Origin of the sequence: Micromonospora sp. NBC_01638 (assembly GCF_045209745.1) — a bacterium.
GTDB lineage: Bacteria > Actinomycetota > Actinomycetes > Mycobacteriales > Micromonosporaceae > Micromonospora.
Window position 1 is genome coordinate 1478978 of record NZ_CP109273.1, and the last position, 25730, is coordinate 1504707.

Genomic DNA, 25730 nt, shown 5'->3' on the forward strand with positions numbered 1-25730 from the left:
CAGATCCGCGGGTCTGCCAAGGCGGGGGTCGGTGGGGGTCGGCGGGGGTCGGCGGGCCGAACCGCGCCGAAAGGGGCGAGACCCGTGGGCGGTTCATGTGGTCCTGTTCGGAATGTCGCCTGCCGTTGCAGAACCGTTACCCGCCGGCATCTTGCCGGACATTGAGCCAGCCGAACTAATTTGTTCAGCGATTCGACAAAATGTTGGCGGGGGCACCCTGGCACGGTGTCACCACCGGCTCCATCTGGGACGGTCTTCGGCGAGCCGGCTCCCGCGATTCCCTGTCACTACGACATAGGAGGCGGCGTGTCCCGTTCTCATCGGGCCCGCGTACCCATCACCGCAACACTCATCTCCCTAGCCCTCGCCTCGACGACCCTGATCGGCGCGCCCGCACAGGCAGCCGCGCAGGCCCCCCTTCGGGAAGCGCCAGCCGGGGCCCCGGTCGCCCAGGTGGCGCCGAAGGCACCAAAGGCCGCGGACGATCCCTTCTCCGTCCTGGTCTTCTCCAAGACCGCCGGCTTCCGGCACGACTCCATCCCCACCGGCGTCGCCGCCATCCAGCAGCTCGGCGTCGCCAACGGGTTCACTGTGGACAACTCCGAGGACGGGGCCGCATTCAGCGACGCCAACCTGGCGAAGTACAAGGCGGTGATCTGGCTCTCCACCACCGGTGACGTCCTCAACGCCGACCAGCAGGCGGCGTTCGAGCGCTACGTGCGTGCCGGCGGCGGTTACGTCGGCATCCACGCCGCATCGGACACCGAGTACAACTGGGCCTGGTACGGCGACCTGGTCGGCGCGTACTTCGCCAACCACCCGCAGAACCAGCAGGCCACCGTCAAGGTTGAGGACCACGCCCACCCGTCCACGAGCGAGCTGCCGGACCGCTGGTCCCGGTTCGACGAGTGGTACAACTTCCAGACCAACCCGCGGCCGAAAGTGCACGTGCTGGCCAGCCTGAACGAGAAGAGCTACACCGCGGGCGCCGGCGCGATGGGCGCCGACCACCCGACCGCCTGGTGCCAGGACTTCGACGGCGGTCGTTCCTGGTACACCGGTGGTGGGCACACCCGCGAGTCGTACGCCGAGCCCGAGTTCCTCTCCCACCTGCTCGGCGGCATCCGGACCGCAGCAGGTGTCGAGGCCGGTGACTGCGGCGCCTCGAAGACCGCGAACTTCGAGAAGGTCACGCTGGACAGCAACACCAGCAACCCGATGGAGCTGGACATCGCCCCCGACGGGCGGGTCTTCTACATCGAGCGCGACGGCCGGGTCCAGATCATCAAGCCGGACACCGGCAGCACCGTCACCGCGGTCGACCTGGACGTCTTCACCGGCAACGAGGACGGTCTCATCGGCATCCGGCTCGACCCGGACTTCGCCACCAACAAGTGGGTGTATCTCTACTACGCCCCGAACGACGGGGTCACCCGCAACCTGCTGTCCCGGTTCACGGTGACCGGCGACACCATCAACCCGGCCAGCGAGAAGCAGGTGCTGCGGGTCGACACCCAACGCAACACCTGCTGCCACGCGGGCGGCAGCATGACCTTCGACAGCGAGGGCAACCTCTACCTGGCCACCGGTGACAACACCAACCCGTTCGAGTCGAGCGCGTACACGCCGATCGACGAGCGGCCGGGCCGTCAGGACTACGACGCGCAGCGCACCTCCGGCAACACCAACGACCTGCGCGGCAAGGTGATCCGGATCCACCCGGAGGACGACGGGACGTACACCGTTCCGGCGGGCAACCTCTTCGCGGCGGGCACCGAGAAGACCCGTCCCGAGATCTACGCGATGGGCTTCCGCAACCCGTTCCGGATCGGCACCGACCCGAAGACCAACACGCTGTACGTCGCGGACTACGGGCCGGACGCCAACGCGGACAACCCGACCCGGGGCCCCCGGGGCCTGGTCGAGTGGAACATCGTCACTCCTGGCAACTACGGCTGGCCGTACTGCACGGGGACGAACGAGGCGTACAACGACTACACGTTCCCGTCCGGTCCGAGTGGGGCGAAGTTCGACTGCGCGGCACCGGTGAACAACTCGCCCAACAACACCGGCCTGACCAACCTCCCGCCGGTCGTTCCGGCGACCGTCGACTACGGGTACGCCGGTGACGCGCGTTACCCGGAGATCGGCGGCGGTGGCGCCCCGATGGGCGGCCCGGTCTACCGGTACGACGCCAACCTCAACTCCAACCGCAAGTGGCCGGCGTACTACGACGGCAAGGCTCTGTTCGGCGAGTGGAACCAGAGCAAGATGTACACCATGCAGGTGACCGCCGACGGCAAGTCGTTGGTGGACATCAACCAGCTGCTCACCGGGATGAGCATGATCCGGCCGATGGACTTCGAGTTCGGTCCGGACGGCGCGATGTACCTGATCGAGTGGGGCAGCGGCTTCGGCGGCAACAACGACAACTCCGGCGTCTACCGGATCGACTACACGGCCGGTGATCGCGCGCCGATCGCGGCAGCGTCCGCCAACCCGACCTCGGGGCCGGCGCCGTTGACGGTCACCTTCTCCAGCGCCGGCTCCCGGGACCCGGACGGTGGCGCGCTCACCTATGCCTGGGTCTTCGGCGACGGGCAGACCTCGACCGAGGCCAACCCGACGCACACGTACGCGACGGCGGGCAGTTTCACCGCCCAGCTCACCGTCACCAACCCGAAGGGCCGTACCGCGGTGGCCAACGTGCCGGTCACCGTGGGCAACACCGCACCGACGGTGACCATCGAGTTCCCGCCGGACGGTGGCTTCTTCAACTGGGGTGACCAGGTCCGCTACTCGGTCAAGGTGACCGACCCGGAGGACGGGCAGATCGACTGCGGCCGGGTGCAGTTGCAGGTGCTGCTCGGTCACGATGAGCACGCCCACCCGCTGGAGCAGCACACCGGCTGCACCGGCACCGTCCAGACGTCGCTCGCCTCCGGGCACGGCGCCGAGGCGAACGTGTTCGCGGTCTTCGAGGCCACCTACACCGACGGGGGCGGCGCGGGCGGGTCCGGCCCGCTCACCGGCCGGGCGATCGAGGTCCTGCAGCCCAAGCAGAAGCAGGCCGAGTACTTCACCGCCACCGGGCGTGCGCCGGTGAGCACCGGCGGCGGAGACGCCGGCGTGCAGCGGGAGACCGGCGCCGACAGCGCCGGCGGCGGCCAGAACATCGCGTTCATTGAGGACGGCGACTGGTGGTCGGTCGCCCCGGCGGACCTGACCAACATCACCGAGATCCGGTTCCGGGCCGCCTCGGCCGTTGCTGGCGGTCGGATCGAGGTCCGTGCGGGTGCGGTTGACGGACCGGTGGTCGCCACGGCCACCGTCCCGACGACCGGCGCCTGGCAGACGTACACGGACGTGAGCGCACCGGTCACCGGTGCCGCGAGCGGCTCGCTGTACTTCCTGGCCCGCGACCCGAACGGCGGGACGGGCTCGCTGTTCAACGTCAACTGGATGGACTTCATTGGCCGCGGCGTCACCGAGAACGCGCCGCCGGTGGTCAGCGCCACCGCCACCCCGGCGACCGGCACCGCGCCGGTCACCGTCGCCTTCGACGGCACGGCCACCGACGCCGAGGGGAACACCCCGCTGACGTACGCCTGGGACTTCGGTGACGGAGGCACGGCGACCACCTTGGACGCCAGCCACACCTACACCAGCCCGGGTACCTTCACGGCCACCCTCACGGTGACCGACAGCAAGGGTGCCAAGTCGTACGCCACGGTGCCGGTACGGGTGAACGCGCCGGACACGTCCTGCTTCGGGGCGCGTTCGGACGACTTCAACGGCACCAGCCTCGACAGGAGCCGGTGGACCAGCGTGGTCCGGGAGAACCAGCTCTACTCGGTCAGTGGCGGCGCGTTGCGGCTGCCCACGGGGGTGGGTGACCTTTACGGCGCTCGCAACGACGCCACCAACCTGGTGCTCCAGGCGGCTCCGAGCGGTGCCTGGCAGATGACCACCAAGGTCACCCTGCCCGTGACGGCCAACTACCAGCAGGCCGGCATCATGGTGTACGGCGACGATGACAACTACGCCAAGGTGGACCTGCTGTACAACGGCAGCCGACGCGTGGAGTTCATCCGGGAGACGGCCGCCACGCCGCGCAACGACGCTGCCGACAGCGCCGCCGCACCGGCGGGTGACACCGTGTACCTGCGGATCACCAGTGACGGGACGAACCTGACCGCGGCCAGTTCGGGCGACGGTCAGACCTTCACCCCGGTCGGCCGGTCGGCCGCGCTCGCCGGCATCACCAACCCGCGGATCGGGGTCTTCGCGCTCAACGGCGGCACCGAGGCGCCGGTGGTCAACGCGGCCTTCGACTCGTTCGTGGTCACGCCGGACGCCCCGGCCGGCCCGGTCGACCCGTCGGACGAGTTCACCGGTGCCACGCTGGACAAGTGCCGGTGGAACGCGATCCTGCGGGAGGACCCGAGCGGTTACCGGGTCACCGGTGGCGCGCTGCGCATCGACGTGCCCAACGGTGACATCTACGGCACCGACAACACCGGGCCGAAGAACTTCATCCTTCAGACCGCGCCGTCCGGCGACTGGACCCTGGAGACGAAGGTCGACGGCAGCCTGCTGAACGAGCAGTACCAGCAGGCCGGTCTGCTCGTGCAGGCGGACGACGACAACTACATCAAGTTCGACTTCATCGCGGACAACCAGGCCGGCCAGGCGGTGACGCGGCGGATCGAGTTCCGCAGCGAGATCGCCGGGGTGGTCCAGAACCCGCAGCCGGAGGCAGGCAACCTGACCGCTGCCGTGTGGCATCTGCGGCTGGCCCGCACCGGCAACACGTTCACCGCGTCGTACTCGGCCGACGGGACGACCTGGACCGCGTTGACGACGCTGACCAACAGCGCGGTCGGGGCCACCCCGAAGGTCGGGCTGTTCACCCTCGGCGCCGCCCAGACGGCCTCGAAGACCGCCTCGTTCGACTACTTCCGGCTCAGCACGAAGGTGGCGGACGAAACCGCGCCGGTTACCACGGCGGCGGTTTCCGGCACCCCGACCGACGGGTGGTACACCGGGCCGGTGACGATCACGCTCACCGGTGCCGACGAGGCCGGCGGTAGCGGGCTCGCCGGTACGGCGTACCAGCTGGACGGGTCCACCACCTGGACGGACTACACCGCACCGGTGGCGGTCAGCGGGGACGGCGAGCACGAGCTGCGGTTCCGCTCGACCGACAAGGCGGGCAACGTCGAGTCGACGAAGACCGTCTCGGTCAAGATCGACGCCACGGCGCCGGTGACCTCGGCGGCGTTCGCTCCGGCGAACGACGCCGGCTGGCACAACGGGACGATCCCGGTCGTGCTGACCTCGACCGACGCCGGTTCCGGCGTCAAGACGGTCGAGTGGTCGCTGGACGGTGGCGCGTGGACGCCGTACTCGACGCCGGTCGAGGTGACCGGTGACGGGCAGCACGAACTGCTGTTCCGCTCGACCGACAAGGCGGGCAACGTCGAGACGCTCAAGTCGGCGGTGCTGCGCATCGACGGCACCAAGCCGACGCTGCTGGTGTCCGGGATCGCCGACGGCCAGCTCTACGGAGACAGCCAGGACGTTCGGGTGTCCTGGCAGGCCGTCGACCCGACCTCGGGCATCGCGACCGTGGTCGGTCAGTTGGACGGCAAGGCGTACGCCAGCGGCACTCTGCAGGCCATGTACGAGCTGCCGCTCGGCCTGCACGAGCTGTCCGTGACCGCGACCGACAAGGCGGGCAACAAGACCACCTCGACGGTCCGGTTCTTCGTCACCACCTCGTTCCGGGACATGCAGAACCTGCTGGACCGGTTCAAGGCGACGGGGCGGCTCTCGGCCAAGGCCCACAAGGATCTGACGAAGACGCTCGACGCCGTCCGTAAGGCCGAGGCGGCGGGCAACGACAACAAGGCGCTCAAGGAACTGGCCGCCTTCCGGAAGCTCGCCGCGGACACCAAGCTGGTGACCGAGGCGGAGATCCGGGACGTGCTGATCCGCGACGCCGACGCCATGACGGTGCGGCTCGGCGGGACGCCGGCCAGCAACGCCGGGGTCAAGGCGAACAAGGGCAAGCCCGTCAAGGGCGCCGGACGACTGGGTGAGGACGTCACCCGACTCGCACCGGGCCGCCAGCTCTGATCCATCCGAGGCCCCTTCCCGACACCGCGGTGTCGGGGAGGGGCCTCCCTCATCCGTAGTGGGGAGATGTCCGTGACGGGTATCCGCAAGGTGCTGGCCGCCGTTTTCGCCGGACTGGCCCTGACCCTGTTCGCCGCGGCCCCGGCGGCCGCCAAAGCCGACAAACTCAAGCTGACCGTGGCTGGCGACGGGGCCGAGGGGGTCACCATCCAGGCCACCTACACCGATGGCCGTCGGCTGGACCAGCTGGTGCGGTTGGTCCTCACCGCCACCGGTCCAGACGGGCAGCGGGTCGGGCCGGTGCAACTCGAACCGGCACCGGAGGGGCAGGGCTTCTACAGCAGCGGCCCGCTTCTCACCGCCGGCACTTGGCGCGTGAAGGTGAGCGCGCCCGCTCCGCACCAGAGCGAGGCCACCGCAACGGTGCAGGCCCGGGTGGCACAGTCGCCGCCAGTGCCCGCGCCGGTCGCGGTGACCAAGCCGGCAGACGGAACCGCCGGACTGGCGGGCGCCGGCTGGTGGCCGTTCGCGGCGGCCGGCCTCGTGCTCGTCGCCGCGGCGATGGGGGTGGCCATGCTGTTCGGCCGCCGCCGCACCGGCTGACCGACCGGCGCTCCGGCGCCCATTCAACGACCGGGCCGGGCCGCGACGAGCGGCCCGGCCCGCTGTCATTTGGCTCAGAGGATGGCGCGCAGGGCCGCCAGGTCCTCGTCGCCGGGCTCCCAGGTGCCGGCGGCGGCGTTGGCACGCACCTGCTCGGGCGTGGTGGCACCGGCGATCACCGAGGTCACCATGGGCTGGGCGGCCAGCCCGCCGATCGCCACCTGGAGCATGGTCAGCCCCCGCTCGCCCGCATACGCCTCGATCGCCTCGATGGTGTCCCAGTCGGCTGCGGCGAGCCGCTCGGCATACCGGCCACCGCCGGAGAGCCGGCTGCCGGCGGGCGGCTGACTCGCGCGCTTGTACTTGCCGGTGAGCAGGCCGTTGGCGAGCGGGAAGAACGGCAGCATGCCGAGGCCGAACCGCTCGCAGGCCGGGATCACCTCGGCCTCCACCGAGCGCTCCAGCAGACTGTAGTGGTTCTGCGCGCTGATGAAGCGGGCCCGACCGTTGGACGAGGCGACCCAGTCCGCGTCGGCGATCTGCCAGCCGGTGAAGTTGGAGTTGCCCAGGTAGCGCACCTTGCCGTCGTGGACCAGGTCGTCCAGGGCGGCGAGGGTCTCGTCGAGCGGCGTGCCCGGGTCGGGCTCGTGCATCTGGTAGAGGTCGATGTGGTCGGTGCCGAGCCGGCGCAGCGACGCCTCGACGGCTCGGGCGATGTAACGCCGCGCACCACGCGCGCCGTAGTCCGGCCCGTTGAGGCCGTGCATGTCCATGCCGAACTTGGTGGCCACCACGACGTCGTCCCGGCGCCCCTTGAGCGCCTGCCCGAGCAACTCCTCGGAGCCGCCCTGCGGCTCACCGTAGATGTCGGCGGTGTCGAAGAGGGTGATCCCGGCGTCCAGTGCGGCGTCGACCACCGCACGGGTGCCATCGAGGTCGAGCTTGCGGCCAAAGTTGTTGCAGCCGATGCCGACCACGGACACCACGAGCCCGGAGTCGCCCAGCCGGCGATAGGTCATGTCAGTCACGAGATCCACCCTATGCCGGCCGGACGCACCGTCGCCCGGGGACCGATCAGCCCACGTCCCAGACCGGTTCCGGGGTCTCCACCACCTCGCTGTCGCCCCCGAACAGCACGAACCGGTCGAAGGATCGGGTGAACCAGCGGTCGTGGGTGACCGCGATCACGGTCCCCTCGAACGCGGTCAGGCCCGCCTCCAACGCCTCCGCGCTGGCCAGGTCGAGGTTGTCGGTGGGCTCGTCGAGCAGCAGCAGGGTCGCCCCGGACAGCTCCAGCAGCAGCACCAGGAACCGGGCCTGCTGCCCGCCGGAGAGGGTGCCGAAGCGCTGGTCGCCCTGCCCGGCCAACTCGTAGCGGCTGAGCACCCCCATCGCCGCGTGCCGGTCCATCCCCGTGCGGTGCTCGTCGCCCCGCCAGAGGATCTCGACCAGCGTCTTCGACATCAGCTCCGGCCGGTCGTGGGTCTGAGAGAAGTGCCCAGGGCGGACCCGGGCACCCAGCCGGGCGGTGCCGTCGTGTGTCACCGGGGCGAGCGCGCCCGCCCCGTCGACCGGCCCGTTCGCCGGGTCGGGATCGGTGCCGCCCCGGGCCAGCAGCCGCAGGAAGTGCGACTTGCCGGTGCCGTTGGCACCGAGCACCGCCACCCGATCGCCGTACCAGATCTCCAGGTCGAAGGGGTAGGTCAGGCCGTCGAGCTCCAGCTGCTCGCAGATGACCGCGCGCTTGCCGGTCCGCCCGCCGCTCAGCCGCATCCGGATGTCCTGGTCCTTCGGGGGTACGGGCGGCGGCCCGGCCTCCTCGAACTTGCGCAGCCGGGTCTGCGCGGCCTGATAGCGCGAGGCCAACCCGTCGTTGTACGCGGCCTTCTGCTTGTACATCAGCATCAGCTCGCGCAGCTTCTGGTGCTCCTCGTCCCAGCGTCGGCGCAGCTCGTCGAGGCGGGCGTGCCGGGCCACCCGCGCCTCGTGCCAGCTCGCGAAACCGCCCGGGTGCACCCAGGCGCTGCCGCCCTCCACGGCGACCACCCGGTCGGCGGACTGGGCGAGCAGCTCGCGGTCGTGCGAGACGTAGAGCACCGACTTGGTCGACTCCCGCAGTCGCGCCTCCAGCCAGCGCTTGCCGGGCACGTCGAGGAAGTTGTCCGGCTCGTCGAGCAGCAGCACCTCGTCGGGGCCGCGCAGCAGCAGCTCCAACGCGAAGCGCTTCTGCTGGCCGCCGGACAGGGTACGAACCGGCCGGTCCCGCACGGCGTCCCAGGGCTTGTCGAGCACGATGGTCGCGACGGTGTCGAAGAGCACCTCGGCGTCGTACCCGCCGGCCTCGCCCCAGGCGCCCAGCGCGTCGGCGTACGCCAGTTGGGACTTGCCCGCGGCGTTGCTGAACTTGCCGTGGGCCTCGGCGGCCCGCATCGCCGCCTCGGTTTCGCCGAGCCGGCGGCCCGCGTCGCGCAGTGACGGCGGGGCCAGCGACAACGCCAGGTCGGCGAGCGTCGACTCGTCGCCGATCATGCCGATGAACTGGCGCATCACGCCCAGCCCACCGGCCCGAGCGACGACGCCGCTTGGCACTGGCAGGTCGCCGGCGACCATCCGCAGCAGCGTCGTCTTTCCCGCGCCGTTCGGCCCGACCAGGGCGACCTTGCTGCCCTCCCCAACCCGGAACGACACGTCGGCGAAGAGCTCCCGACCGTCGGGGAGAATGTGCCCGACCCCTGCCACGTCCACGTATCCCACGCCGGGATCCTGCCCCAGTCAGGGTCGGGGGGACATCCAATTACCGGGTGACCCGCAGCACCCGGAAGCCCTTCTGGCTGGCGTGCCGCTCGACCTGCCAGCTCTGCTCGGTGAGCCAGCGTTGCAGCGAGTCGCCGCCGAGGTGCCGGGCGACGACCAGCCAGCCGACGCCGTCCGGTGCGAGCCGGGGCATCCAGCGCAGCAGCAGGTCGTGTAGCCCGTCCTTGCCGATCCGAATGGGTGGGTTGGACCAGAGCTGGGCGAACTGGATGTCCGCCGGCACGTCGTCCGGCGCGCTGACCCGAATCCGATCGGCGGCGCCGATCCGGACCGCGTTGGCGGCGGTCAGCTCGCGGGCGCGGGCGTTGACGTCGACGGCCCAGACGGTGCTGGTCGGCGCGGAGTCGGCCAGCACGCAGCTGATCGGCCCGAACCCGCAGCCGAGGTCGAGCAGGTCACCCCTGGTGTCGACGGCCGGCAGCTCGGCCTTGCGCAGGAGCACCGCGGTGCCTGGGTCGAGCCGGCTGGCGGAGAAGACCCCGCCGGCGGAGGCGAGCCGGTAGTCGCGGTCGGCGACGGAGAACTCGACCTCGCGCGCCGGGGCGTCGCTGGCGGGCTGAGCGGTGAAGTAGTGGTCGCCGGTCACGTCGGCAATTCTCGCACCGGGCCGGGCGGGCCAGGACACGGCCCACGTACCCATTTACTGGATTTTACCCCCTAAAGGGACAATGGCTCTTACTCTGGGCGACATGGTGTATCGGTACGAGTCCGATGAGGATGCTTTTGAGGAGTACCCGGATCCCGGGTCCGACCTGCCGGTGCCCGGTGCCGGTCCGCCCCCACCGGCCGGGCCCTCTCCGTCACGCTTCCCCACGCCGTCGCTGCCCCGGCCGAATCAGCTCTCGCTGCCGTCGTCGCCGCCACCGCCACCGCCGCCGCCGCCACCGCCGCCGCCGCCGGCTCCCGCCGACATCCCGCTCGCCGCACCCCGCAGCCAGGTCTACACCTCGGCGACGCCGGTGGAGCCGCCCACACGGCGCGGCGGTGGTCGGCTGTGGCAGGTGCTGATCGGCGGCGCAGCCGTCCTGGTCCTGCTCGCCCTCTGCGGCCTGGGTGCCGCCGCGCTGCTCGTCGACCGCGACCGGCAACCGCAGAACACCCCGACGTACCAGGCAAACGCCGCCCCGACGACATCCGCTCCAGCGGAACGGCTGGCCCTCGACTCCCGGGACACCGACCAGGCCCCACTGACCGCCAAGGAACTCTTCCCCGGCAAGGAACTGAAGCTCACCGACGGCCAGCCGAGCTACCAGGTGCTCAAGACCCAGTCCAGCGGCAGTTGCGCGGTCGCCGCCACCGGCGAGGTCGCCGACCTGCTGGTCCGGCTCGGCTGCAACCAGGCCGTCCGCGCCACGCTGCGTACGCCCGGCGGTGCCCACCTGGTCACCGCCGGCCTGTTCAACCTCACCGACAAGGTCAGCGCGGAACGAGCTCGGGACCGGATCCGACAGCTGCTCGACGAGCGGCAGGGCCGGTTCCGTGGCCTCCCCGTCACCGACGGCGCCGCCACCGACGTGCTGACCAGCGCCCCGGCGCGGGTCGGCTGGCAGGTCCGTGGCCACTACCTCGCGTACGCGCTGGTGGTCCGCGAGGACGGTGCGGCGGTCAAGGCGGGTGACACCAAGGTCCGCGAGATCCTGTTCGACATGATCGAGCTGCACCTCAGCCGCGGCGTGCTGCAACAGCGGGCCGACGGTGGCACAGCCGCACAACCGTCGCCGGTGCCGACCGACGGCAGCGGGACCCAGGGCGGCAGCACCGGCCCCGGCGAGCTGCCAGGCGAATGACCCTCGCCACGCGGTCGTCAGCCGTTCCAGCCGCCGCGCGAACCGGGCGGTGGTCAGCCCTCGACCGGGACCCGCAGCCGGCGGGTGAGGTTGGCGCGGCGGGCGTACTCGGCCGGATCGGGCGGGTAGCCGACGGCGACCAGGGTCAGCCCGCGCGCGGGCGCCACGGTCACCTCGCTGGACCGATCCTGCCGGGTGAGCAGGCTGCCCGGCCACTCGACCGGGCGGCGGCCGTCCCCGGCCACCAACATCGCCCCCACCAGGCTGCGCACCATCGCCTGGCAGAACGCGTCGGCCTGCACGGTGGCGACCAGGATGCCGTCCGGGTCACGGCGCCAGTCCAGCCGGGTCACCTCGCGCAGGGTGGTCGCGTTCTCCTTGCGCCGGCAGTACGCGGCGAAGTCGTGCTCCCCGACCAGGCCGGCCGCCGCGGCATTCAACGCGGTCAGGTCCAGCGGCTTCGGCCAGGCCAGCACCTCGCGCCGGCGTAGCGGCTCGGCTCCGAAGATCGCATCGGTGACCCGGTATTCGTAACGCCGGAAGGTGGCCGAGAACCGGGCGTCGAAGTCGGCCGGCACCTCGGTCATCGCCCGTACGCGCAGGTCGGTGGGGAGCAGACGGGCCAGGCGACGCAGCAGCCGCCCCTCGTGCTGCCGCCACACGTCGACGGGCAGGTCCAGGTGGCACACCTGCCCCGTGGCGTGCACCCCCGCGTCGGTTCGCCCGGCCACCGTCAGCCCGGTGGCCGTGCCGGCGCCGAGGACCAGGCCCAGGGTTTCGACGAGCACCCCCGCGACGGTGCGCCGGGTCGGCTGGGCGGCCCAGCCCGAAAAATCCGTGCCGTCGTACGAGACGTCCAGCCGCAGCCGGATCCGCTCGTCCACCTCGTACCTCCTGTTACGGATCGGGCCCGACACCCCGATGGGGTGCCGGGCCCGACGTTGCCCTTGATCAGGCCTTGTTCTCGGTGGCCTCGTCGCTGTCCTCACGGGCGGCGTCGGTGTCACCGGACACCGACACCGGCGCCTCGGAGTCCTGGTCGGCCGGGGCCGACTGCGGGGTCTCCTCAGCCGGGGCGAGCGCCTCGACCTTGTCCTGCTGCGCGGCCTTGCGGGCGGTGGTCTTCTTGTTCGCCTTCGGCTCGGCGACCTGAAGTTCCTCCACCAGCTCGATGATGGCCATCGGCGCGTTGTCACCCTTGCGCGGACCGGTCTTCACGATCCGGGTGTAACCGCCGGGGCGGTTGGAGTACCGCGGCGCGATCTGGTCGAACAGGGCGTAGACCACGTCCTTGTCCTTGACGACACCCAGCACCCGACGACGCGAGGCGAGGTCACCGCGCTTGGCCTTGGTGATGAGCTGCTCGGCGAGCGGACGCAGCCGCCGGGCCTTCGTCTCGGTGGTCTTGATCTTGCCGTGCTGGAACAGCGCAGTGGCCAGGTTGGCCAGCATCAGCCGCTCGTGCGAGGGGCTGCCGCCGAGGCGGGGGCCCTTGGTGGGCGTGGGCATTTTTGGTGCTCCTCAGTTGTGGCGGCAGCGCGGACTAGAGCTGCTCGGTCTCGCGGTAGTCGTCGGTGTCGTAGTCGGCCTCGCCGAAGGTGTCCACGACATGCGCCGGGTCGAAGTTCGGAGCCGAGTCCTTCAGCCCGAGACCCATCCCGGCGAGCTTCATCTTGACCTCGTCGATCGACTTCTGACCGAAGTTGCGGATGTCGAGGAGGTCGGCCTCGGTACGCCCGATGAGCTCACCAACGGAGTTGATGCCCTCGCGCTTGAGGCAGTTGTAGGAGCGGACGGTGAGGTCCAGCTCCTCGATCGGCAGAGCGAGGTCCGCTGCCAGCTGGGCGTCCTGCGGGGACGGCCCGATGTCAATGCCCTCGGCGGTCTCGTCCAGCTCCCGGGCCAGCCCGAACAGCTCCACCAGCGTCGAACCCGCGGAGGCCAGCGCGGTACGCGGACCCATCGACGGCTTGGTCTCGACGTCGATGATCAGCCGGTCGAAGTCGGTGCGCTGCTCGACGCGGGTCGCCTCGACGCGGTAGGTCACCTTCAGCACCGGCGAGTAGATCGAGTCGACCGGGATCCGGCCGATCTCCGCGCCGGACTGCTTGTTCTGCGCAGCCGTCACGTAGCCCCGGCCCCGCTCGACGGTCAGCTCCATGTCGAGCCGGCCCTTGCCGTTCAGGGTGGCGAGCTTGAGATCCGGGTTGTGCACCGAGACGCCGGCCGGGGGCTGGATGTCACCCGCGGTCACGTCCCCCGGGCCCTGCTTACGCAGGTACATGCTGACCGGCTCGTCGTGCTCGGAGCTGACACACAGCTCCTTGATGTTCATGACGAGCTCGACCACGTCCTCCTTGACACCGGGGATCGTGGTGAATTCGTGCAGCACGCCGTCGATCTTGATCGAGGTGACGGCCGCGCCCGGGATCGACGACAGCAGCGTACGCCGCAGCGAGTTACCCAGGGTGTAGCCGAAGCCCGGCTCCAACGGCTCGATGGCGAACCGCGACCGGGTCTCGTTGATCGACTCCTCGGAGAGGGAGGGTCGCTGGCTGATGAGCATCTTTTCTCTTCTCTTCCGGGGCGCCCGCTATTTGACGCCCACGACACAAACTGTTCCGGTGGCCCGCCCCGAGGGGCGGGCCACCGAACGAGCTCGGACTACTTGGAGTAGAGCTCGACGATCAGCTGTTCCTGGACCTGCGTGTCGATGACCTGCCGGGCCGGGAGGGAGTGCACGAGAACCTTCATCTGGCTCGGGATGGCCTCAAGCCACGCCGGAACCGCCCTCGAGCCGGCCTGAGCCTGCGCGACGACGAACGGGGTGAGCTCCTTGCTCTTGCCCCGAACCTCGACGATGTCGTGCTCCTTCACGCGGTACGACGGGATGTCGACCTTCTTGCCGTTCACCGTGAAGTGACCGTGCTTGACCAACTGGCGGGCCATGTCCCGCGAGTGGGCGTAGCCGGCCCGGTAAACGACGTTGTCCAGCCGCGACTCGAGGATCTGCAGGAGGACCTCACCGGTCTTGGCCTGCTTGCCAACGGCTTCCTCGTAGTAACCGCGGAACTGCTTCTCCAGCACGCCATAGACGCGGCGAGCCTTCTGCTTCTCACGGAGCTGGAGCAGGTACTCCGTCTCCTTGGTGCGGCCGCGGCCGTGCTGCCCGGGCGGGAACGGCCGGGACTCGAACGGGCACTTCGGACCATCGCACTTGCTGCCCTTGAGGAACAGCTTCATCTTCTCCCGCCGGCAACGGCGGCAGTCAGCACCGGTGTAACGAGCCATCTCTCTCTACCTCTCAGACCCGGCGACGCTTCGGCGGACGGCATCCGTTGTGCGGCTGCGGGGTGACGTCGGCGATCTGCCCGACCTCGAGGCCCACGGCCTGCAGCGAACGGATGGCGGTCTCCCGGCCGGAGCCGGGGCCCTTGACGAACACGTCGACCTTGCGCATGCCGTGCTCCATGGCGCGACGCGCGGCGGCCTCGGCGGCCAGCTGCGCGGCGAACGGAGTCGACTTGCGGGAGCCCTTGAAGCCCACCTGGCCAGCGGAGGCCCAGGAAATGACCGCACCGGTCGGGTCCGTGATGGACACGATGGTGTTGTTGAACGTGCTCTTGATGTGCGCCTGCCCGTGGGCGACGTTTTTGCGTTCCTTGCGCCGGACCTTCTTGACAGCGGCTCCGGCACGAGCCTTCGGTGGCATAAGTCTGTGCGCTCCTGAATGGGTTTGGCTTGTCGCCCCGTTTGATGACGTAGACACCGGTTCCGGTTGGAGCCCGGCCTACCTCGGCGGAGAACGACCAGAATTCCGGTTAAAGAATTACTTCTTGCCGGGCTTCTTCTTGCCGGCGACGGTCCGCTTCGGGCCCTTGCGGGTCCGTGCATTGGTCTTGGTCCGCTGGCCACGCACGGGCAGGCCCCGGCGGTGCCGGATGCCGGCGTAGCAGCCGATCTCAACCTTGCGGCGGATGTCAGCGGCGACCTCGCGGCGCAGGTCGCCTTCAACCTTGTAATTGCCCTCGATGTGGTCGCGGAGCTGCACGAGCTCCTCGTCCGTGAGGTCCCGAGCGCGCTTGTCCGGCGAGATGCCGGTGGCGGCGAGTGTCTCCAGGGCACGGGTGCGACCGACCCCGAAGATGTAGGTGAGCGCGATCTCCAACCGCTTCTCGCGGGGGAGATCCACGCCGACTAGACGTGCCATGTGCGGGCGTACTCCTCGTGATGTGTGGCGGAGGTGTGGACCCGTCCCACCCCGCTACCGGCCGTCCCGTCTTTCCGACGCGGTGAGCGCCGGCGACCGGGATCGGTCGCTGCCCGAGCGGGCCCCGGCCTCCGACCGGGGGTCAACCACGCAGAAGTACGTCTCGCGTACCGCTCGTGGCTGGGACGAGCATGTGTGTTGTGTGTCGCTGGGGATCTGCCCCGGGCCAACACCACCCGGCCGCGTTCCGGCCGGCTGGGCTGAATCAGCCCTGGCGCTGTTTGTGGCGCGGGTCGGTGCAGATGACGATGACCCGGCCGTGCCGGCGGATCACCTGGCACTTGTTGCAGATCCTCTTGACGCTCGGCTTGACCTTCACGGTTGCCTTACTTCCCATCTGGCCCGGGGACGCGCGATGCGCGACACCGGACGTCGAAGACGGACACGGACTTCCCGGCCGTCGTCAGGACTACTTGTAGCGGTAGACGATGCGCCCGCGGGTCAGGTCGTACGGCGAAAGTTCGACGACGACCCGGTCCTCCGGAAGGATGCGGATGTAGTGCTGCCGCATCTTTCCGCTGATGTGAGCCAACACCTTGTGGCCATTCGCGAGCTCCACCCGGAACATGGCGTTCGGCAGGGGCTCGATGACCCGACCCTCGATCTCAATGGCTCCGTCTTTTTTCGGCATGTCCTCCGCTGTCCTGACGTCGATTGCTCCGGGCGGCCCACAACGTCTTACACGGGATCTGACCCAAAATCAGAAGCCCGCGCCAGCCGCGGCTCCAGGTCCCACCGAAGCGCAGGGTGGGCATGCCGGAGTGGACGCTGTGCGCCGATCTGAAAGTGTACGCCCGCCTCCGGCCGGTCGCCAAACCGGCCACCCATCGCGCCGCCGTGGCGGGTGCGGAGCCCTCGCCGGGGGCCCTGATGATCTTCACAAGACCATCCGTCGGCCGGCGGCCCAGGTCGTCGACGACCGGGCGGTGGCAGCAACTCCGCCGCCGTCGGCGGTCAGCCAGCCGGCTGCGGGTCGTCCCGTTCGTCCGATTCACCGGCACGCAACTCCCGCCGACGTTCCCGCTTCGCCCGCTTGCGCTGCCGCCTACGCTCCCGCTCGATCGCCTGACGCCGGGGCTCTCCCCCGGCCAACCCCGTGACCGTACGGACCACCAGCACCGCGCCCCAGGGCCCCGCCACCCAGGCCGGCCAGAAGTAGAGCGCCTGCCGGCTGAGCAGCGACGTCACCGCCCAGATGGTCACCACGATGGCGAGCACCCTCAGGTACGGGAACCACACCTCACCCAACCAGCGGGCGGTGACGCCACCGGCCGGCACCTGAGCGGGCTGGCCGCCCAGAGGGCTGACAGTCGGCACGGTGCCCGAGGCCGGCGCCAGGACCGACGACTGCGACGGCGTCACCGGCGGCAGATCGGTGAGCAGAGCCTCCAGGTCGGCGTACGTGCGCGCCGCGTAGGCCCGCTGCAACCGCTCGTCGTACTCGTGCAGGTCCAATCGACCCTCGTTGAGGGCGACCCGCAACCGGTCGGCCACCGCCGCACGGTCCGCGTCCGCAGCTCGCATTCCGCCCTGCCCGTCCATGCCGGCAAGCATGCCACCCACACGCCCGTAGCGTCCCCCCGGTAACCCCACCTTGATCACCAGCCCGAGCCCCGCCCTCGGTCCAGCAGCGATCCCCCCTGACACCGGTTGATCATGAAGTTATTGCCATGACGCGCCGCTGTCGGAGGCAATAACTTCATGATCAACGGGGTCGGGGTCGGGTGGGGGTGGGGGTGGAGGGTTAGGGGGTTGTTGAGGCGGCGGGCTGACGCGCGGTGACCAGGTCACCCAGGCGGGTCCGGCCCCCGTCGAACGCGGTGAGCACCCAGACCCCATCCGGCAGCAGAGCCATCGAGTGCTCGACGTGTGCCGCCACCGAGCCGTCCCGGGTGACCACCGTCCACCCGTCGGCCAACTCGACCGTACGCGGCGACGCCATCGTGATCATCGGCTCGATGGCCAACGCCATGCCGGGAACCAGTCGTGGCCCCTTGCCCGGCCGACCGTGGTTGAGCACGTGCGGATCCTGGTGCATCTCGGTGCCGATGCCGTGCCCGCCGTAGCCGTCGACGATGCCGTACCGGCCGCCCTTACGAACGGCGGTCTCCACCGCGTGCGAGATGTCGGTGAGTCGGCCCTTGCCGCTGGCCGCGCCCCGCGCCGCCGCGGCGATGCCGGCCCACATCGCGTCTTCGGCGACCTCGGCCATCTTCAGCAGCGCCGGGTCGACGTCGCCGACCCCGACGGTGATCGCGGAGTCGCCGTGCCACCCGTCCAGCACCGCACCGCAGTCGATGGAGATCAGATCACCGGCCTGGAGCACCTGCTCCGGCGACGGGATGGCGTGCACGATCTGCTCGTTGACCGAGGAGCAGATCGACGCCGGAAAACCGTGATAGCCCTTGAACGACGGAACGCCACCCGCCTCGCGGATGGTCGACTCGGCGATGGCGTCCAGATCGGCAGTGCTCACACCGGGGGCGACAGCCTCCCGCATCCGGCGGAGCGCCTGGGCCACCACCAGCCCGGCGGCCCGCATCTTCTCGATCTGGTCAGGGGTCTTCAGCTGGATGTCCAGCTGGGGACGACGCATGGAGCGATTACCTTTCGTTGCCGAACAGCGGGGCACGTCACGCGTACCCCGCTGTTCGCACTCTATCCGCCGTGGCCCGGGGAGGACCTCAGCCGCCGTACGACCGCAGCGCGTCTATGGCCCGGGTGGTGACGTCCTCCACCGGGCCGGTGGCGTCGATCCCGACCAGCTTGCCCTGGGCGCCGTAGTAGTCGACCAGGGGAGCCGTCTTCTCGCTGTATTCGCGCAGCCGCGTGGCGATCGTCTCCGGCTTGTCGTCGTCGCGCTGGAACAGCTCGGCGCCGCACCGGTCACAGATGCCGGACCGGGTGGTGGCGTCGAACTCGACGTGCCAGATCTTGCCGCAGCCCCGGCAGGTACGCCGACCGGACAGTCGCCGGATCACTTCGTCGTCGTCGACCACCAGCTCCAGGACCAGATCCAGGGCGGTGCCCAGATCGGCGAGGAGCTTGTCCAGGGCGGCAGCCTGCGGAGTGGTCCGCGGGAACCCGTCGAGCAGAAAACCCTCGCTGGCGTCGGGCTCGGCCAGCCGGTCCCGGACCATGTTGATGGTGACCTCGTCCGGAACCAGCTCGCCAGCATCCATGTACCGCTTTGCCTCGACACCGAGCGGCGTGCCCTGGGTGACGTTCGACCGGAAGATGTCTCCGGTCGAAATCTTGGGCACCGACAGGTGTGCGGCGATGAACTCGGCCTGCGTGCCCTTGCCCGCACCTGGCGGCCCAACCAGAACGAGTCTCATCTACCGCAGGAACCCTTCGTAGTTCCGCTGCATGAGTTGGCTCTCGATCTGCTTCACGGTCTCCAGACCGACGCCGACCATGATGAGCACAGCGGTGCCGCCGAACGGGAAGTTCTGGTACTGCTGGTTGTCCAGCCAGATGAAGAAGAAGTTCGGCAGGATCGAGACGGTGCCGAGGTAGAGCGCGCCCGGCAGGGTGATCCGGCTGAGGATGAAGTCCAGGTAGTCGGCCGTGGGCTTGCCCGGGCGGATGCCCGGCACGAACCCGCCGTACTTCTTCATGTTGTCCGCGACCTCGGTCGGGTTGAACGTGATCGAGACGTAGAAGTACGTAAAGAAGATGATCAGCAGGAAGTAGACCGCGATGTAGATCGGGCTGCTCGGGTTGACCAGGTGGTTCTGGATCCACACGTGGGTCTTGCCCGGATCGGTCTGGTCGAAGAACTGCAGAGCCAACTGCGGCAGGTAGAGCAGCGACGAGCCGAAGATGACCGGGATCACACCGGCCTGGTTGACCTTGAGCGGGATGTAGGTCGAGGTGCCGCCGTACATCCGCCGGCCGATCATCCGCTTGGCGTACTGCACCGGGATGCGGCGCTGCGACTGCTCGATGAAGGTGACCGCGGTGATGACCACCAGGACCAGCGCGATGACCAGCGCGAACATGCCCCAGCCCTTGCTGGTCTTGATCTGCCAACCCTCGCTGGGCAGCCGCGCCGCGATCGAGGTGAAGATCAGGACGGACATGCCGTTGCCGACGCCGCGGTCGGTGATCAGCTCACCGAGCCACATGACCATGCCGGTGCCGGCGGTCATCGTCATCACCAGGATGGACAGGGTCAGCCAGTTCGGGATGCCGGTGCCGGTGGGGATGATCGGGAACTGGTTGCACTTGCCCTGGAAGAGCTGCCCCGAGCGGGCCAGGGCCACGAACGCCGAGGCCTGCAGCACACCGAGACCCAGGGTCAGATAGCGCGTGTACTGGGTAATCTTCGCCTGACCGGCCTGGCCCTCCTTGCGGAGCTGCTCAAGGCGCGGGATCACGACGGTCAACAGCTGCAGGATGATCGACGCGGTGATGTAGGGCATGATGCCCAGCGCGAAGACCGAGAGCTGTAGCAGCGCTCCGCCGGAGAAGAGGTTGAGCAGGTTCACGACCCCGGTGGTGCCACCCTGGATGGAGTCGAGGCACTTCTGCACGTTGCCGTACGAGACGCCCGGGCTGGGGAGCGTTGCACCCAGCCGGTAGACCGCAATGATGCCTACTGTGAACAGCAGCTTCTTGCGCAGGTCAGGCGTACGGAACGCACTGAGAAAGGCGGACAGCAACTTCTTCCTCCTGCGCGAGGCGGGCCGCCGGTGATCCCTGGCGGGTCGGGGTGAATCACGGGCGAGTGCCCGCAATCCATGGCTGGGATGGGACTCTAACAGCCTCACCCCGGTCCGGGCAGATGCGCCCGGCTACATAAATCAATTCCGATATTACCGGGTGCTCAATGCCCAGGCAGACCATGGCGCCCGTCAGTTGCTCACAACTGGACGGGCGCCATGGAGTGGTACGCCTTACAGCTCGGTGACGGAGCCACCGGCGGCAGCGATCTTCTCCTTGGCCGACGCACTGAACGCGTGCGCAGACACCTGGAGCGCCACACCGCCGAGGTCCCCGGTGCCGAGGACCTTGACCGGGTGACCCTTGCGGACCGCGCCGGACTCGACGAGCTCCAGCGGGCCGACCTGGCCACCGTTCGGGAACAGCTCAGCGAGTCGGTCCAGGTTGACCACCTGGAAGACCACCTTGAACTTGTTCTTGAAGCCCTTCATCTTCGGCAGGCGCATGTGGATGGGCATCTGCCCACCCTCGAACGCCGCCGAGATGTTCTTGCGGGCCTTGGAGCCCTTGGTACCGCGGCCAGCGGTCTTGCCCTTGGAACCCTCACCGCGACCCACACGGGTCTTCGCGGTCTTGGAACCGGGTGCCGGGCGCAGGTGGTGCACCTTGATCGTCATTACTCGACCTCCTCGACCTTCACGAGGTGGTTCACAGTGAAGATCATGCCGCGGATCTCGGGCCGGTCCTCCTTGACCACCACGTCATTGATCCGCTTGAGACCGAGCGAACGCAGCGAATCACGCTGGTTCTGCTTGGTCCCGATAACGGACCGGACCTGGGTGACCTTCAGACGTGCCATCAGCGCGCCACCCCCGCACGCGACGCCAGCATGGCGGCCGGCGCGACGTCCTCCACCGGCAGGCCACGACGCGCCGCGACCTGCTCGGGGGACTCAAGCCCCTTCAGGGCAGCCACGGTGGCGTGCACGATGTTGATCGGGTTCGACGAGCCGAGGCTCTTCGAGAGCACGTCGTGGATCCCGGCGCACTCCAGCACGGCGCGCACCGGACCGCCGGCGATGACACCCGTACCGGCCGAAGCCGGCTTGAGCAGCACCACACCAGCGGCGTCCTCGCCCGTCACCGGGTGCGGGATCGACTGACCGATCCGGGGGACCTTGAAGAAGTGCTTCTTGGCCTCCTCGACACCCTTGGCGATAGCCGCGGGCACCTCCTTGGCCTTTCCGTAGCCCACGCCCACCGTGCCGTCGCCGTCACCCACGATCACGAGGGCGGTGAAGCTGAAGCGACGACCACCCTTCACGACCTTGGCGACGCGGTTGATCGCGACGACCCGCTCAAGGTGCGGGGTCTTCTCGACGGGCGCGTTTCCGCGGCCGCCCTCACGGCGGTTGTCGCGGCGACCACCCTCGTTGCCACCGGACCCGCCGCCACGGCGCTGTTGACCTGGCATCAGCAGCCTTCCTTATCTCTCGTGACGGGGTTGTTAGAACTCGAGCCCGGCTTCGCGGGCGGCGTCGGCAAGCGCGGCGACTCGCCCCGCGTACCGGTTGCCACCGCGGTCGAAGACGACCTTGGAGACGCCGGCGGCCTTGGCCCGCTCGGCGAGCAGCGCGCCCACCTTGCCGGCAAGGGCGCTCTTGTCGCCCTCGGCACCGCGCAGCGAGGCGTCCAGGCTCGACGCCGACGCCAGGGTGTGACCCTTGGTGTCGTCGACGACCTGGGCGACCATGTGCCGCAGCGAGCGGGTGACGACCAGGCGTGGACGCTCGGCCGTGCCGCTGACGTTCTTGCGGACGCGGAAGTGCCGACGCGCACGCCCAACGGCGCGCTTGGCGGCGACGCCGCGGCGGCGCTTGAGCAGCGTGGCGCTCACTTCTTACCTGCCTTTCCAGCCTTGCGGCGGATGACCTCGCCCTGGTACTTGACGCCCTTGCCCTTGTAGGGCTCCGGCGGGCGGATCTTCCGGATGTTGGCGGCGACCTCACCGACCTGCTGCTTGTCGATGCCAGCCACGTGGAACAGGGTCGGCCGCTCCACCGTGAAGGTGATGCCCGCCGGGGCGGGGACGATCACCGGGTGCGAGAACCCGAGGGCGAACTCAAGGTCCGAACCCTTGGCGGTGACCCGGTAACCGGTGCCGGCGATCTCCAGGCTCTTACGGTAGCCCTCGGTGACCCCGACGATCATGTTTGCAACCAGCGTACGGCTCAGGCCGTGGAGTTCCTTGGCCTTGCGCTCGTCGTTCGGCCGGTTGACGCTCAGCTGCCCATCCTCGGCCCGCTCGATCGAGATCGGCTCGGCGAGGGTGTGCTGGAGCTGGCCCTTGGGGCCCTTGACCTTGACGGTCTGCCCGTCGATCGTGATGTCGACGCCGGCTGGCACCGGGATCGACTTACGTCCAATTCGCGACATTTCTACCTGTCTCCCGTTACCAGACGAAGGCGAGGACTTCCCCGCCAACACTCCGCTTGCGGGCCTGCCGGTCGGTCAGCAGCCCCTGGGACGTCGAAATGATCGCCACGCCCAGCCCACCGAGCACCCGCGGGAGCCCGTCCGACTTGGCGTACACCCGGAGACCGGGCTTGGACACGCGCTTGATGCCGGCCAGGCTCCGCTCGCGGTTCTGGCCGTACTTGAGCTCGACGACCAGTCGCTTGCCGACGGCGCCCTCCTCGGGCTCCTCGACCGACCAGGTGGCGATGTAACCCTCGGCCTTCAGGACCTCGGCGATGTTCGCCTTGATCTTGGAGTAGGGCATCTTCACCTGATCGTGGTACGCCTGGTTGGCGTTACGCAGACGCGTGAGCATGTCTGCGATCGGGTCGGTCATCGTCATGGATTTCGTCAGCCTTTCTCGCCGGGGTTCCCGGAGCATCAGCCCCGGGCCTACGGCGAAGAGCAATACCTAATCGGTGCAGGAGTTCCCGGCCGACGGCCGGGACGCGGTCGCCCTTACCAGGAAGCCTTGGACACGCCCGGCAGCTCACCGCGGTGAGCCATCTCCCGGATGCAGACCCGGCAGAGCCCGAACTTGCGGTAGACCGCCTTCGGACGCCCGCACCGCTGGCAGCGGGTGTACGCGCGAACCGAGAACTTCGGCTTCGCGGCCGCCTTGATGATCAGCGCCTTCTTGGCCATCTCAGTTCTCCTTGAACGGGAAGCCCAGGAGCTTGAGCAGCGCCCGGCCCTCGTCGTCGGTCGTGGCGGTGGTGACCACCGTGATGTCCATGCCCCGCTGGCGATCGATCCGGTCCTGGTCGATCTCGTGGAACGCAGACTGCTCGGTCAGACCGAACGTGTAGTTGCCGTGCCCGTCCAGCTTGCGCCCGTCCAAGCCGCGGAAGTCGCGGATACGCGGCAGCGCGATGGAGAGCAGCCGGTCCATGAACTCCCACATCCGGTCGCCACGAAGGGTGACCTTCGCGCCGATCGGCATGCCCTCGCGGAGCTTGAACTGCGCGATGGACTTGGTCGCCCGCCGCACCTGCGGCTTCTGGCCGGTGATCGTGGCGAGGTCGCGGACCGCACCGTCGATCAGCTTGGCGTCGCGAGCAGCCTCGCCGACACCCATGTTGACGACGATCTTGACCAGCCGCGGCACCTGCATGGGGTTGCCGTAGCTGTGCTGCTCACGCAGCTGGGCCACGATCTCGTTGCGGTACCGCTCCTTGAGGCGCGGCATGGTCTTTTCGGTAGCCGTGGTCATCACAGGTCCTTACCGGTGCTACGCGCGATGCGGACCTTCTGGCCGTTGTCGTCGAACCGGTAACCGACACGGGTCGGCTTGCCGTCGGAGTCCAGGACCTGCACGTTCGAGACGTGGATCGGGGCCTCCTGAGTGACGATGCCGCCGGTCTTGGCGCCACGCTGGGTGGTGCTGATTCGAGTGTGCTTTTTGACCCGGTTCACGCCCTCGACCAGGATCTTGTCCTGCCGCGGGTAGGCCACAATGACCTTGCCCTTGGCACCCTTGTCCTTGCCGGCGATGATGACGACCGTGTCGCCCTTCTTGACCTTCACGGTCACAACACCTCCGGCGCGAGGGAAATAATCTTCATGAACCGCTTGTCCCGCAGCTCCCGGCCCACCGGGCCGAAGATGCGGGTACCACGCGGGTCCCCGCCGTCCTTGATGATGACGGCGGCGTTCTCGTCGAAGCGGATGTACGAGCCGTCCGGCCGGCGCCTCTCCTTGGCCGTGCGAACGATGACCGCCTTGACGACGTCGCCCTTCTTCACACCGGCACCCGGGATCGCGTCCTTGACCGTGGCCACGATGACGTCGCCAATGCTCGCGTAGCGCCGACCCGAGCCACCGAGAACCCGGATGCAAAGGATCTCCCGAGCACCCGTGTTGTCAGCGACGCGCAGTCGCGACTCCTGCTGAATCACGTCTATCTCCTATGTCTGCCGGTTCTCCGGCCGCCGTAGCGGCCGGAGCCTGGCGGAACCTACGCCCGACGCAACGCCGGGCTCGAGCCTTCGCTACTTAGCCTTTTCCAGGATCTCCACGATCCGCCAACGCTTGGTGGCGCTCAGCGGCCGGGTCTCCATGATGAGAACCCGGTCACCGGTGCCAGCGGCGTTCTGCTCGTCGTGCACCTTCAGCTTGGCCGTACGGCGCATGATCTTGCCGTACAGCGCGTGCCGAACCCGGTCCTCGACCTCGACAACGACGGTCTTGTCCATCTTGTCGCTGATCACCAGGCCCTCGCGGACCTTGCGGCGCGACCGCGCGGCGGCGGTGGCGGTCTCTTCGGTCATGATGCAGTCACCTCAGTCGGCGCGGCCGAGAGCCCCAGCTCGCGCTCGCGCATGATCGTGTAGATCCGGGCGATCTCCCGACGGATGACCTGCAACCGCCGGTTGTTGTCCAGCTGCCCGGTTGCGGCCTGCACGCGGAGGTTGAACAGCTCCGCCTTGGCCTCCCGCAGCTTCGTGACCAGCTCCTCTTCGGAGAGCTCACGCAGCTCGGTCGCCTTAACGCCCGCTGCCATCAGGATTCACCCACTTCGCGCGTAACAATGCGGCACTTCATCGGGAGCTTGTGGATCGCGCGACGCATAGCCTCTCGCGCGGTCTGCTCGTTGGGGAAGGACATCTCGAAGAGAACCCGCCCCGGCTTGACGTTGGCGACCCACCACTCGGGCGAGCCCTTGCCGGAACCCATCCGGGTCTCGGCAGGCTTCTTGGTGAGGGCCTGGTCCGGGAAGATCGTGATCCAGACCTTGCCACCACGCTTGATGTGGCGAGTCATCGCGATACGCGCCGACTCGATCTGTCGGTTGGTCACGTACGCCGGCTCGAGAGCCTGGATCCCGAACTCGCCGAACACCACCCGGTTACCACCCTTGGACGCGCCACTGCGGTCCGGGTGGTGCGGCTTGCGGAAGCCCTTCGGGGGCTTGCGCGGCATCAGCATCTG

General features: G+C 69.0%; 31 protein-coding genes. 3 read left to right on the forward strand and 28 right to left on the reverse strand.

Annotated features, from left to right (window positions below; translation table 11 throughout):
• The first annotated feature begins 306 nt into the window (after window positions 1-306).
• Together OG811_RS06865 and OG811_RS06870 are read left to right on the forward strand one after the other, a co-directional pair.
• Window positions 307-6141, forward strand: coding sequence for a ThuA domain-containing protein (locus OG811_RS06865; RefSeq protein ID WP_406072848.1), 5835 nt, complete (start codon window positions 307-309; stop codon window positions 6139-6141).
• A 72-nt stretch (window positions 6142-6213) separates the two neighbouring features.
• A complete protein-coding gene (locus tag OG811_RS06870; RefSeq protein WP_406072849.1) occupies window positions 6214-6744 on the forward strand; it encodes a hypothetical protein in 531 nt (176 codons plus the stop codon).
• Between the two features lie 74 nt (window positions 6745-6818).
• Here the strand turns inward: OG811_RS06870 and OG811_RS06875 are convergent, their stop codons facing one another.
• The 3 genes from OG811_RS06875 to OG811_RS06885 are packed head-to-tail and all read right to left on the reverse strand — an operon-like array spanning window position 6819 to window position 10144.
• The gene (locus tag OG811_RS06875) at window positions 6819-7781 is read right to left on the reverse strand and encodes an aldo/keto reductase (RefSeq protein WP_406072850.1); all 963 of its coding nucleotides are present in this window, start codon (window positions 7779-7781) and stop codon (window positions 6819-6821) included.
• A 37-nt stretch (window positions 7782-7818) separates the two neighbouring features.
• Complete coding sequence (locus OG811_RS06880; protein ID WP_406072851.1) at window positions 7819-9498, reverse strand: ABC-F family ATP-binding cassette domain-containing protein; 1680 nt, start codon at window positions 9496-9498, stop codon at window positions 7819-7821.
• Between the two features lie 40 nt (window positions 9499-9538).
• Complete coding sequence (locus OG811_RS06885; RefSeq protein WP_406075573.1) at window positions 9539-10144, reverse strand: class I SAM-dependent methyltransferase; 606 nt, start codon at window positions 10142-10144, stop codon at window positions 9539-9541.
• A 103-nt stretch (window positions 10145-10247) separates the two neighbouring features.
• On the opposite strand from OG811_RS06885, the gene OG811_RS06890 reads away from it, so the two are divergent.
• Window positions 10248-11345: a hypothetical protein gene (locus OG811_RS06890; protein WP_406072852.1), complete on the forward strand. Its 1098-nt coding sequence runs from the start codon at window positions 10248-10250 to the stop codon at window positions 11343-11345.
• 53 nt (window positions 11346-11398) lie between these two features.
• On the opposite strand, the gene truA is transcribed toward OG811_RS06890, so the two are convergent.
• The 25 genes from truA to rplP all read right to left on the reverse strand — a co-directional run bounded on the left by truA (window position 11399) and on the right by rplP (window position 25727).
• Window positions 11399-12229: a tRNA pseudouridine(38-40) synthase TruA gene (gene truA / locus OG811_RS06895; RefSeq protein WP_406072853.1), complete on the reverse strand. Its 831-nt coding sequence runs from the start codon at window positions 12227-12229 to the stop codon at window positions 11399-11401.
• A 67-nt stretch (window positions 12230-12296) separates the two neighbouring features.
• Window positions 12297-12854 (reverse strand): 50S ribosomal protein L17, encoded by a 558-nt coding sequence (gene rplQ, locus OG811_RS06900; RefSeq protein WP_406072854.1) that lies wholly within the window; start codon window positions 12852-12854, stop codon window positions 12297-12299.
• A gap of 34 nt (window positions 12855-12888) precedes the next feature.
• Complete coding sequence (locus tag OG811_RS06905; protein WP_007465227.1) at window positions 12889-13911, reverse strand: DNA-directed RNA polymerase subunit alpha; 1023 nt, start codon at window positions 13909-13911, stop codon at window positions 12889-12891.
• Between the two features lie 98 nt (window positions 13912-14009).
• On the reverse strand, window positions 14010-14636 hold the full coding sequence (gene rpsD, locus OG811_RS06910; RefSeq protein ID WP_406072855.1) for a 30S ribosomal protein S4: 627 nt from the start codon (window positions 14634-14636) through the stop codon (window positions 14010-14012).
• 13 nt (window positions 14637-14649) lie between these two features.
• Window positions 14650-15057: a 30S ribosomal protein S11 gene (rpsK, locus tag OG811_RS06915; RefSeq protein WP_030329919.1), complete on the reverse strand. Its 408-nt coding sequence runs from the start codon at window positions 15055-15057 to the stop codon at window positions 14650-14652.
• Between the two features lie 117 nt (window positions 15058-15174).
• On the reverse strand, window positions 15175-15555 hold the full coding sequence (gene rpsM, locus OG811_RS06920; RefSeq protein ID WP_030329917.1) for a 30S ribosomal protein S13: 381 nt from the start codon (window positions 15553-15555) through the stop codon (window positions 15175-15177).
• Between the two features lie 265 nt (window positions 15556-15820).
• Window positions 15821-15934, reverse strand: coding sequence for a 50S ribosomal protein L36 (gene rpmJ, locus OG811_RS06925; RefSeq protein WP_406072856.1), 114 nt, complete (start codon window positions 15932-15934; stop codon window positions 15821-15823).
• Window positions 15935-16024: 90 nt separating this feature from the next.
• The gene (gene infA / locus OG811_RS06930) at window positions 16025-16246 is read right to left on the reverse strand and encodes a translation initiation factor IF-1 (RefSeq protein WP_007073013.1); all 222 of its coding nucleotides are present in this window, start codon (window positions 16244-16246) and stop codon (window positions 16025-16027) included.
• Between the two features lie 323 nt (window positions 16247-16569).
• Window positions 16570-17157, reverse strand: coding sequence for a DUF1707 domain-containing protein (locus OG811_RS06935; RefSeq protein WP_406072857.1), 588 nt, complete (start codon window positions 17155-17157; stop codon window positions 16570-16572).
• Between the two features lie 202 nt (window positions 17158-17359).
• Window positions 17360-18211, reverse strand: coding sequence for a type I methionyl aminopeptidase (gene map, locus OG811_RS06940; protein ID WP_406072858.1), 852 nt, complete (start codon window positions 18209-18211; stop codon window positions 17360-17362).
• An 88-nt stretch (window positions 18212-18299) separates the two neighbouring features.
• Window positions 18300-18953, reverse strand: a complete 654-nt coding sequence (locus OG811_RS06945) for an adenylate kinase (protein WP_406072859.1) — start codon at window positions 18951-18953, stop codon at window positions 18300-18302.
• On the reverse strand, window positions 18954-20282 hold the full coding sequence (gene secY, locus OG811_RS06950) for a preprotein translocase subunit SecY (protein ID WP_406072860.1): 1329 nt from the start codon (window positions 20280-20282) through the stop codon (window positions 18954-18956).
• Window positions 20283-20516: 234 nt separating this feature from the next.
• Window positions 20517-20960: a 50S ribosomal protein L15 gene (gene rplO, locus OG811_RS06955; protein ID WP_030329906.1), complete on the reverse strand. Its 444-nt coding sequence runs from the start codon at window positions 20958-20960 to the stop codon at window positions 20517-20519.
• A complete protein-coding gene (rpmD, locus tag OG811_RS06960; RefSeq protein WP_110563092.1) occupies window positions 20960-21142 on the reverse strand; it encodes a 50S ribosomal protein L30 in 183 nt (60 codons plus the stop codon). The genes rplO and rpmD overlap by 1 nt, the downstream gene beginning before the upstream one ends.
• Window positions 21142-21756, reverse strand: coding sequence for a 30S ribosomal protein S5 (rpsE, locus tag OG811_RS06965; RefSeq protein WP_007465263.1), 615 nt, complete (start codon window positions 21754-21756; stop codon window positions 21142-21144). Before rpsE ends, rpmD begins: the two co-directional genes overlap by 1 nt.
• Window positions 21757-21789: 33 nt before the next feature.
• Window positions 21790-22179: a 50S ribosomal protein L18 gene (rplR, locus tag OG811_RS06970; RefSeq protein WP_272613584.1), complete on the reverse strand. Its 390-nt coding sequence runs from the start codon at window positions 22177-22179 to the stop codon at window positions 21790-21792.
• Window positions 22176-22718, reverse strand: a complete 543-nt coding sequence (rplF, locus tag OG811_RS06975; protein WP_272613585.1) for a 50S ribosomal protein L6 — start codon at window positions 22716-22718, stop codon at window positions 22176-22178. The genes rplR and rplF overlap by 4 nt, the downstream gene beginning before the upstream one ends.
• A gap of 16 nt (window positions 22719-22734) precedes the next feature.
• Window positions 22735-23142 (reverse strand): 30S ribosomal protein S8, encoded by a 408-nt coding sequence (gene rpsH, locus OG811_RS06980; RefSeq protein ID WP_007465270.1) that lies wholly within the window; start codon window positions 23140-23142, stop codon window positions 22735-22737.
• 116 nt (window positions 23143-23258) lie between these two features.
• The gene (locus OG811_RS06985) at window positions 23259-23444 is read right to left on the reverse strand and encodes a type Z 30S ribosomal protein S14 (protein WP_007465272.1); all 186 of its coding nucleotides are present in this window, start codon (window positions 23442-23444) and stop codon (window positions 23259-23261) included.
• Window position 23445: 1 nt separating this feature from the next.
• Window positions 23446-24012 (reverse strand): 50S ribosomal protein L5, encoded by a 567-nt coding sequence (rplE, locus tag OG811_RS06990; protein WP_406072861.1) that lies wholly within the window; start codon window positions 24010-24012, stop codon window positions 23446-23448.
• A complete protein-coding gene (rplX, locus tag OG811_RS06995) occupies window positions 24012-24332 on the reverse strand; it encodes a 50S ribosomal protein L24 (protein WP_406072862.1) in 321 nt (106 codons plus the stop codon). Before rplX ends, rplE begins: the two co-directional genes overlap by 1 nt.
• Window positions 24329-24697, reverse strand: coding sequence for a 50S ribosomal protein L14 (gene rplN, locus OG811_RS07000; protein WP_023358185.1), 369 nt, complete (start codon window positions 24695-24697; stop codon window positions 24329-24331). Before rplN ends, rplX begins: the two co-directional genes overlap by 4 nt.
• A 93-nt stretch (window positions 24698-24790) precedes the next feature.
• Window positions 24791-25069, reverse strand: a complete 279-nt coding sequence (gene rpsQ / locus OG811_RS07005) for a 30S ribosomal protein S17 (RefSeq protein WP_030489590.1) — start codon at window positions 25067-25069, stop codon at window positions 24791-24793.
• Window positions 25066-25302 carry a 50S ribosomal protein L29 gene (gene rpmC, locus OG811_RS07010; RefSeq protein ID WP_007465283.1) on the reverse strand — a complete coding sequence of 79 codons (237 nt, stop codon included), beginning with the start codon at window positions 25300-25302 and terminating at the stop codon, window positions 25066-25068. Before rpmC ends, rpsQ begins: the two co-directional genes overlap by 4 nt.
• Complete coding sequence (gene rplP, locus OG811_RS07015) at window positions 25302-25727, reverse strand: 50S ribosomal protein L16 (protein WP_053653940.1); 426 nt, start codon at window positions 25725-25727, stop codon at window positions 25302-25304. Before rplP ends, rpmC begins: the two co-directional genes overlap by 1 nt.
• Between the last annotated feature and the right edge of the window lie 3 nt (window positions 25728-25730).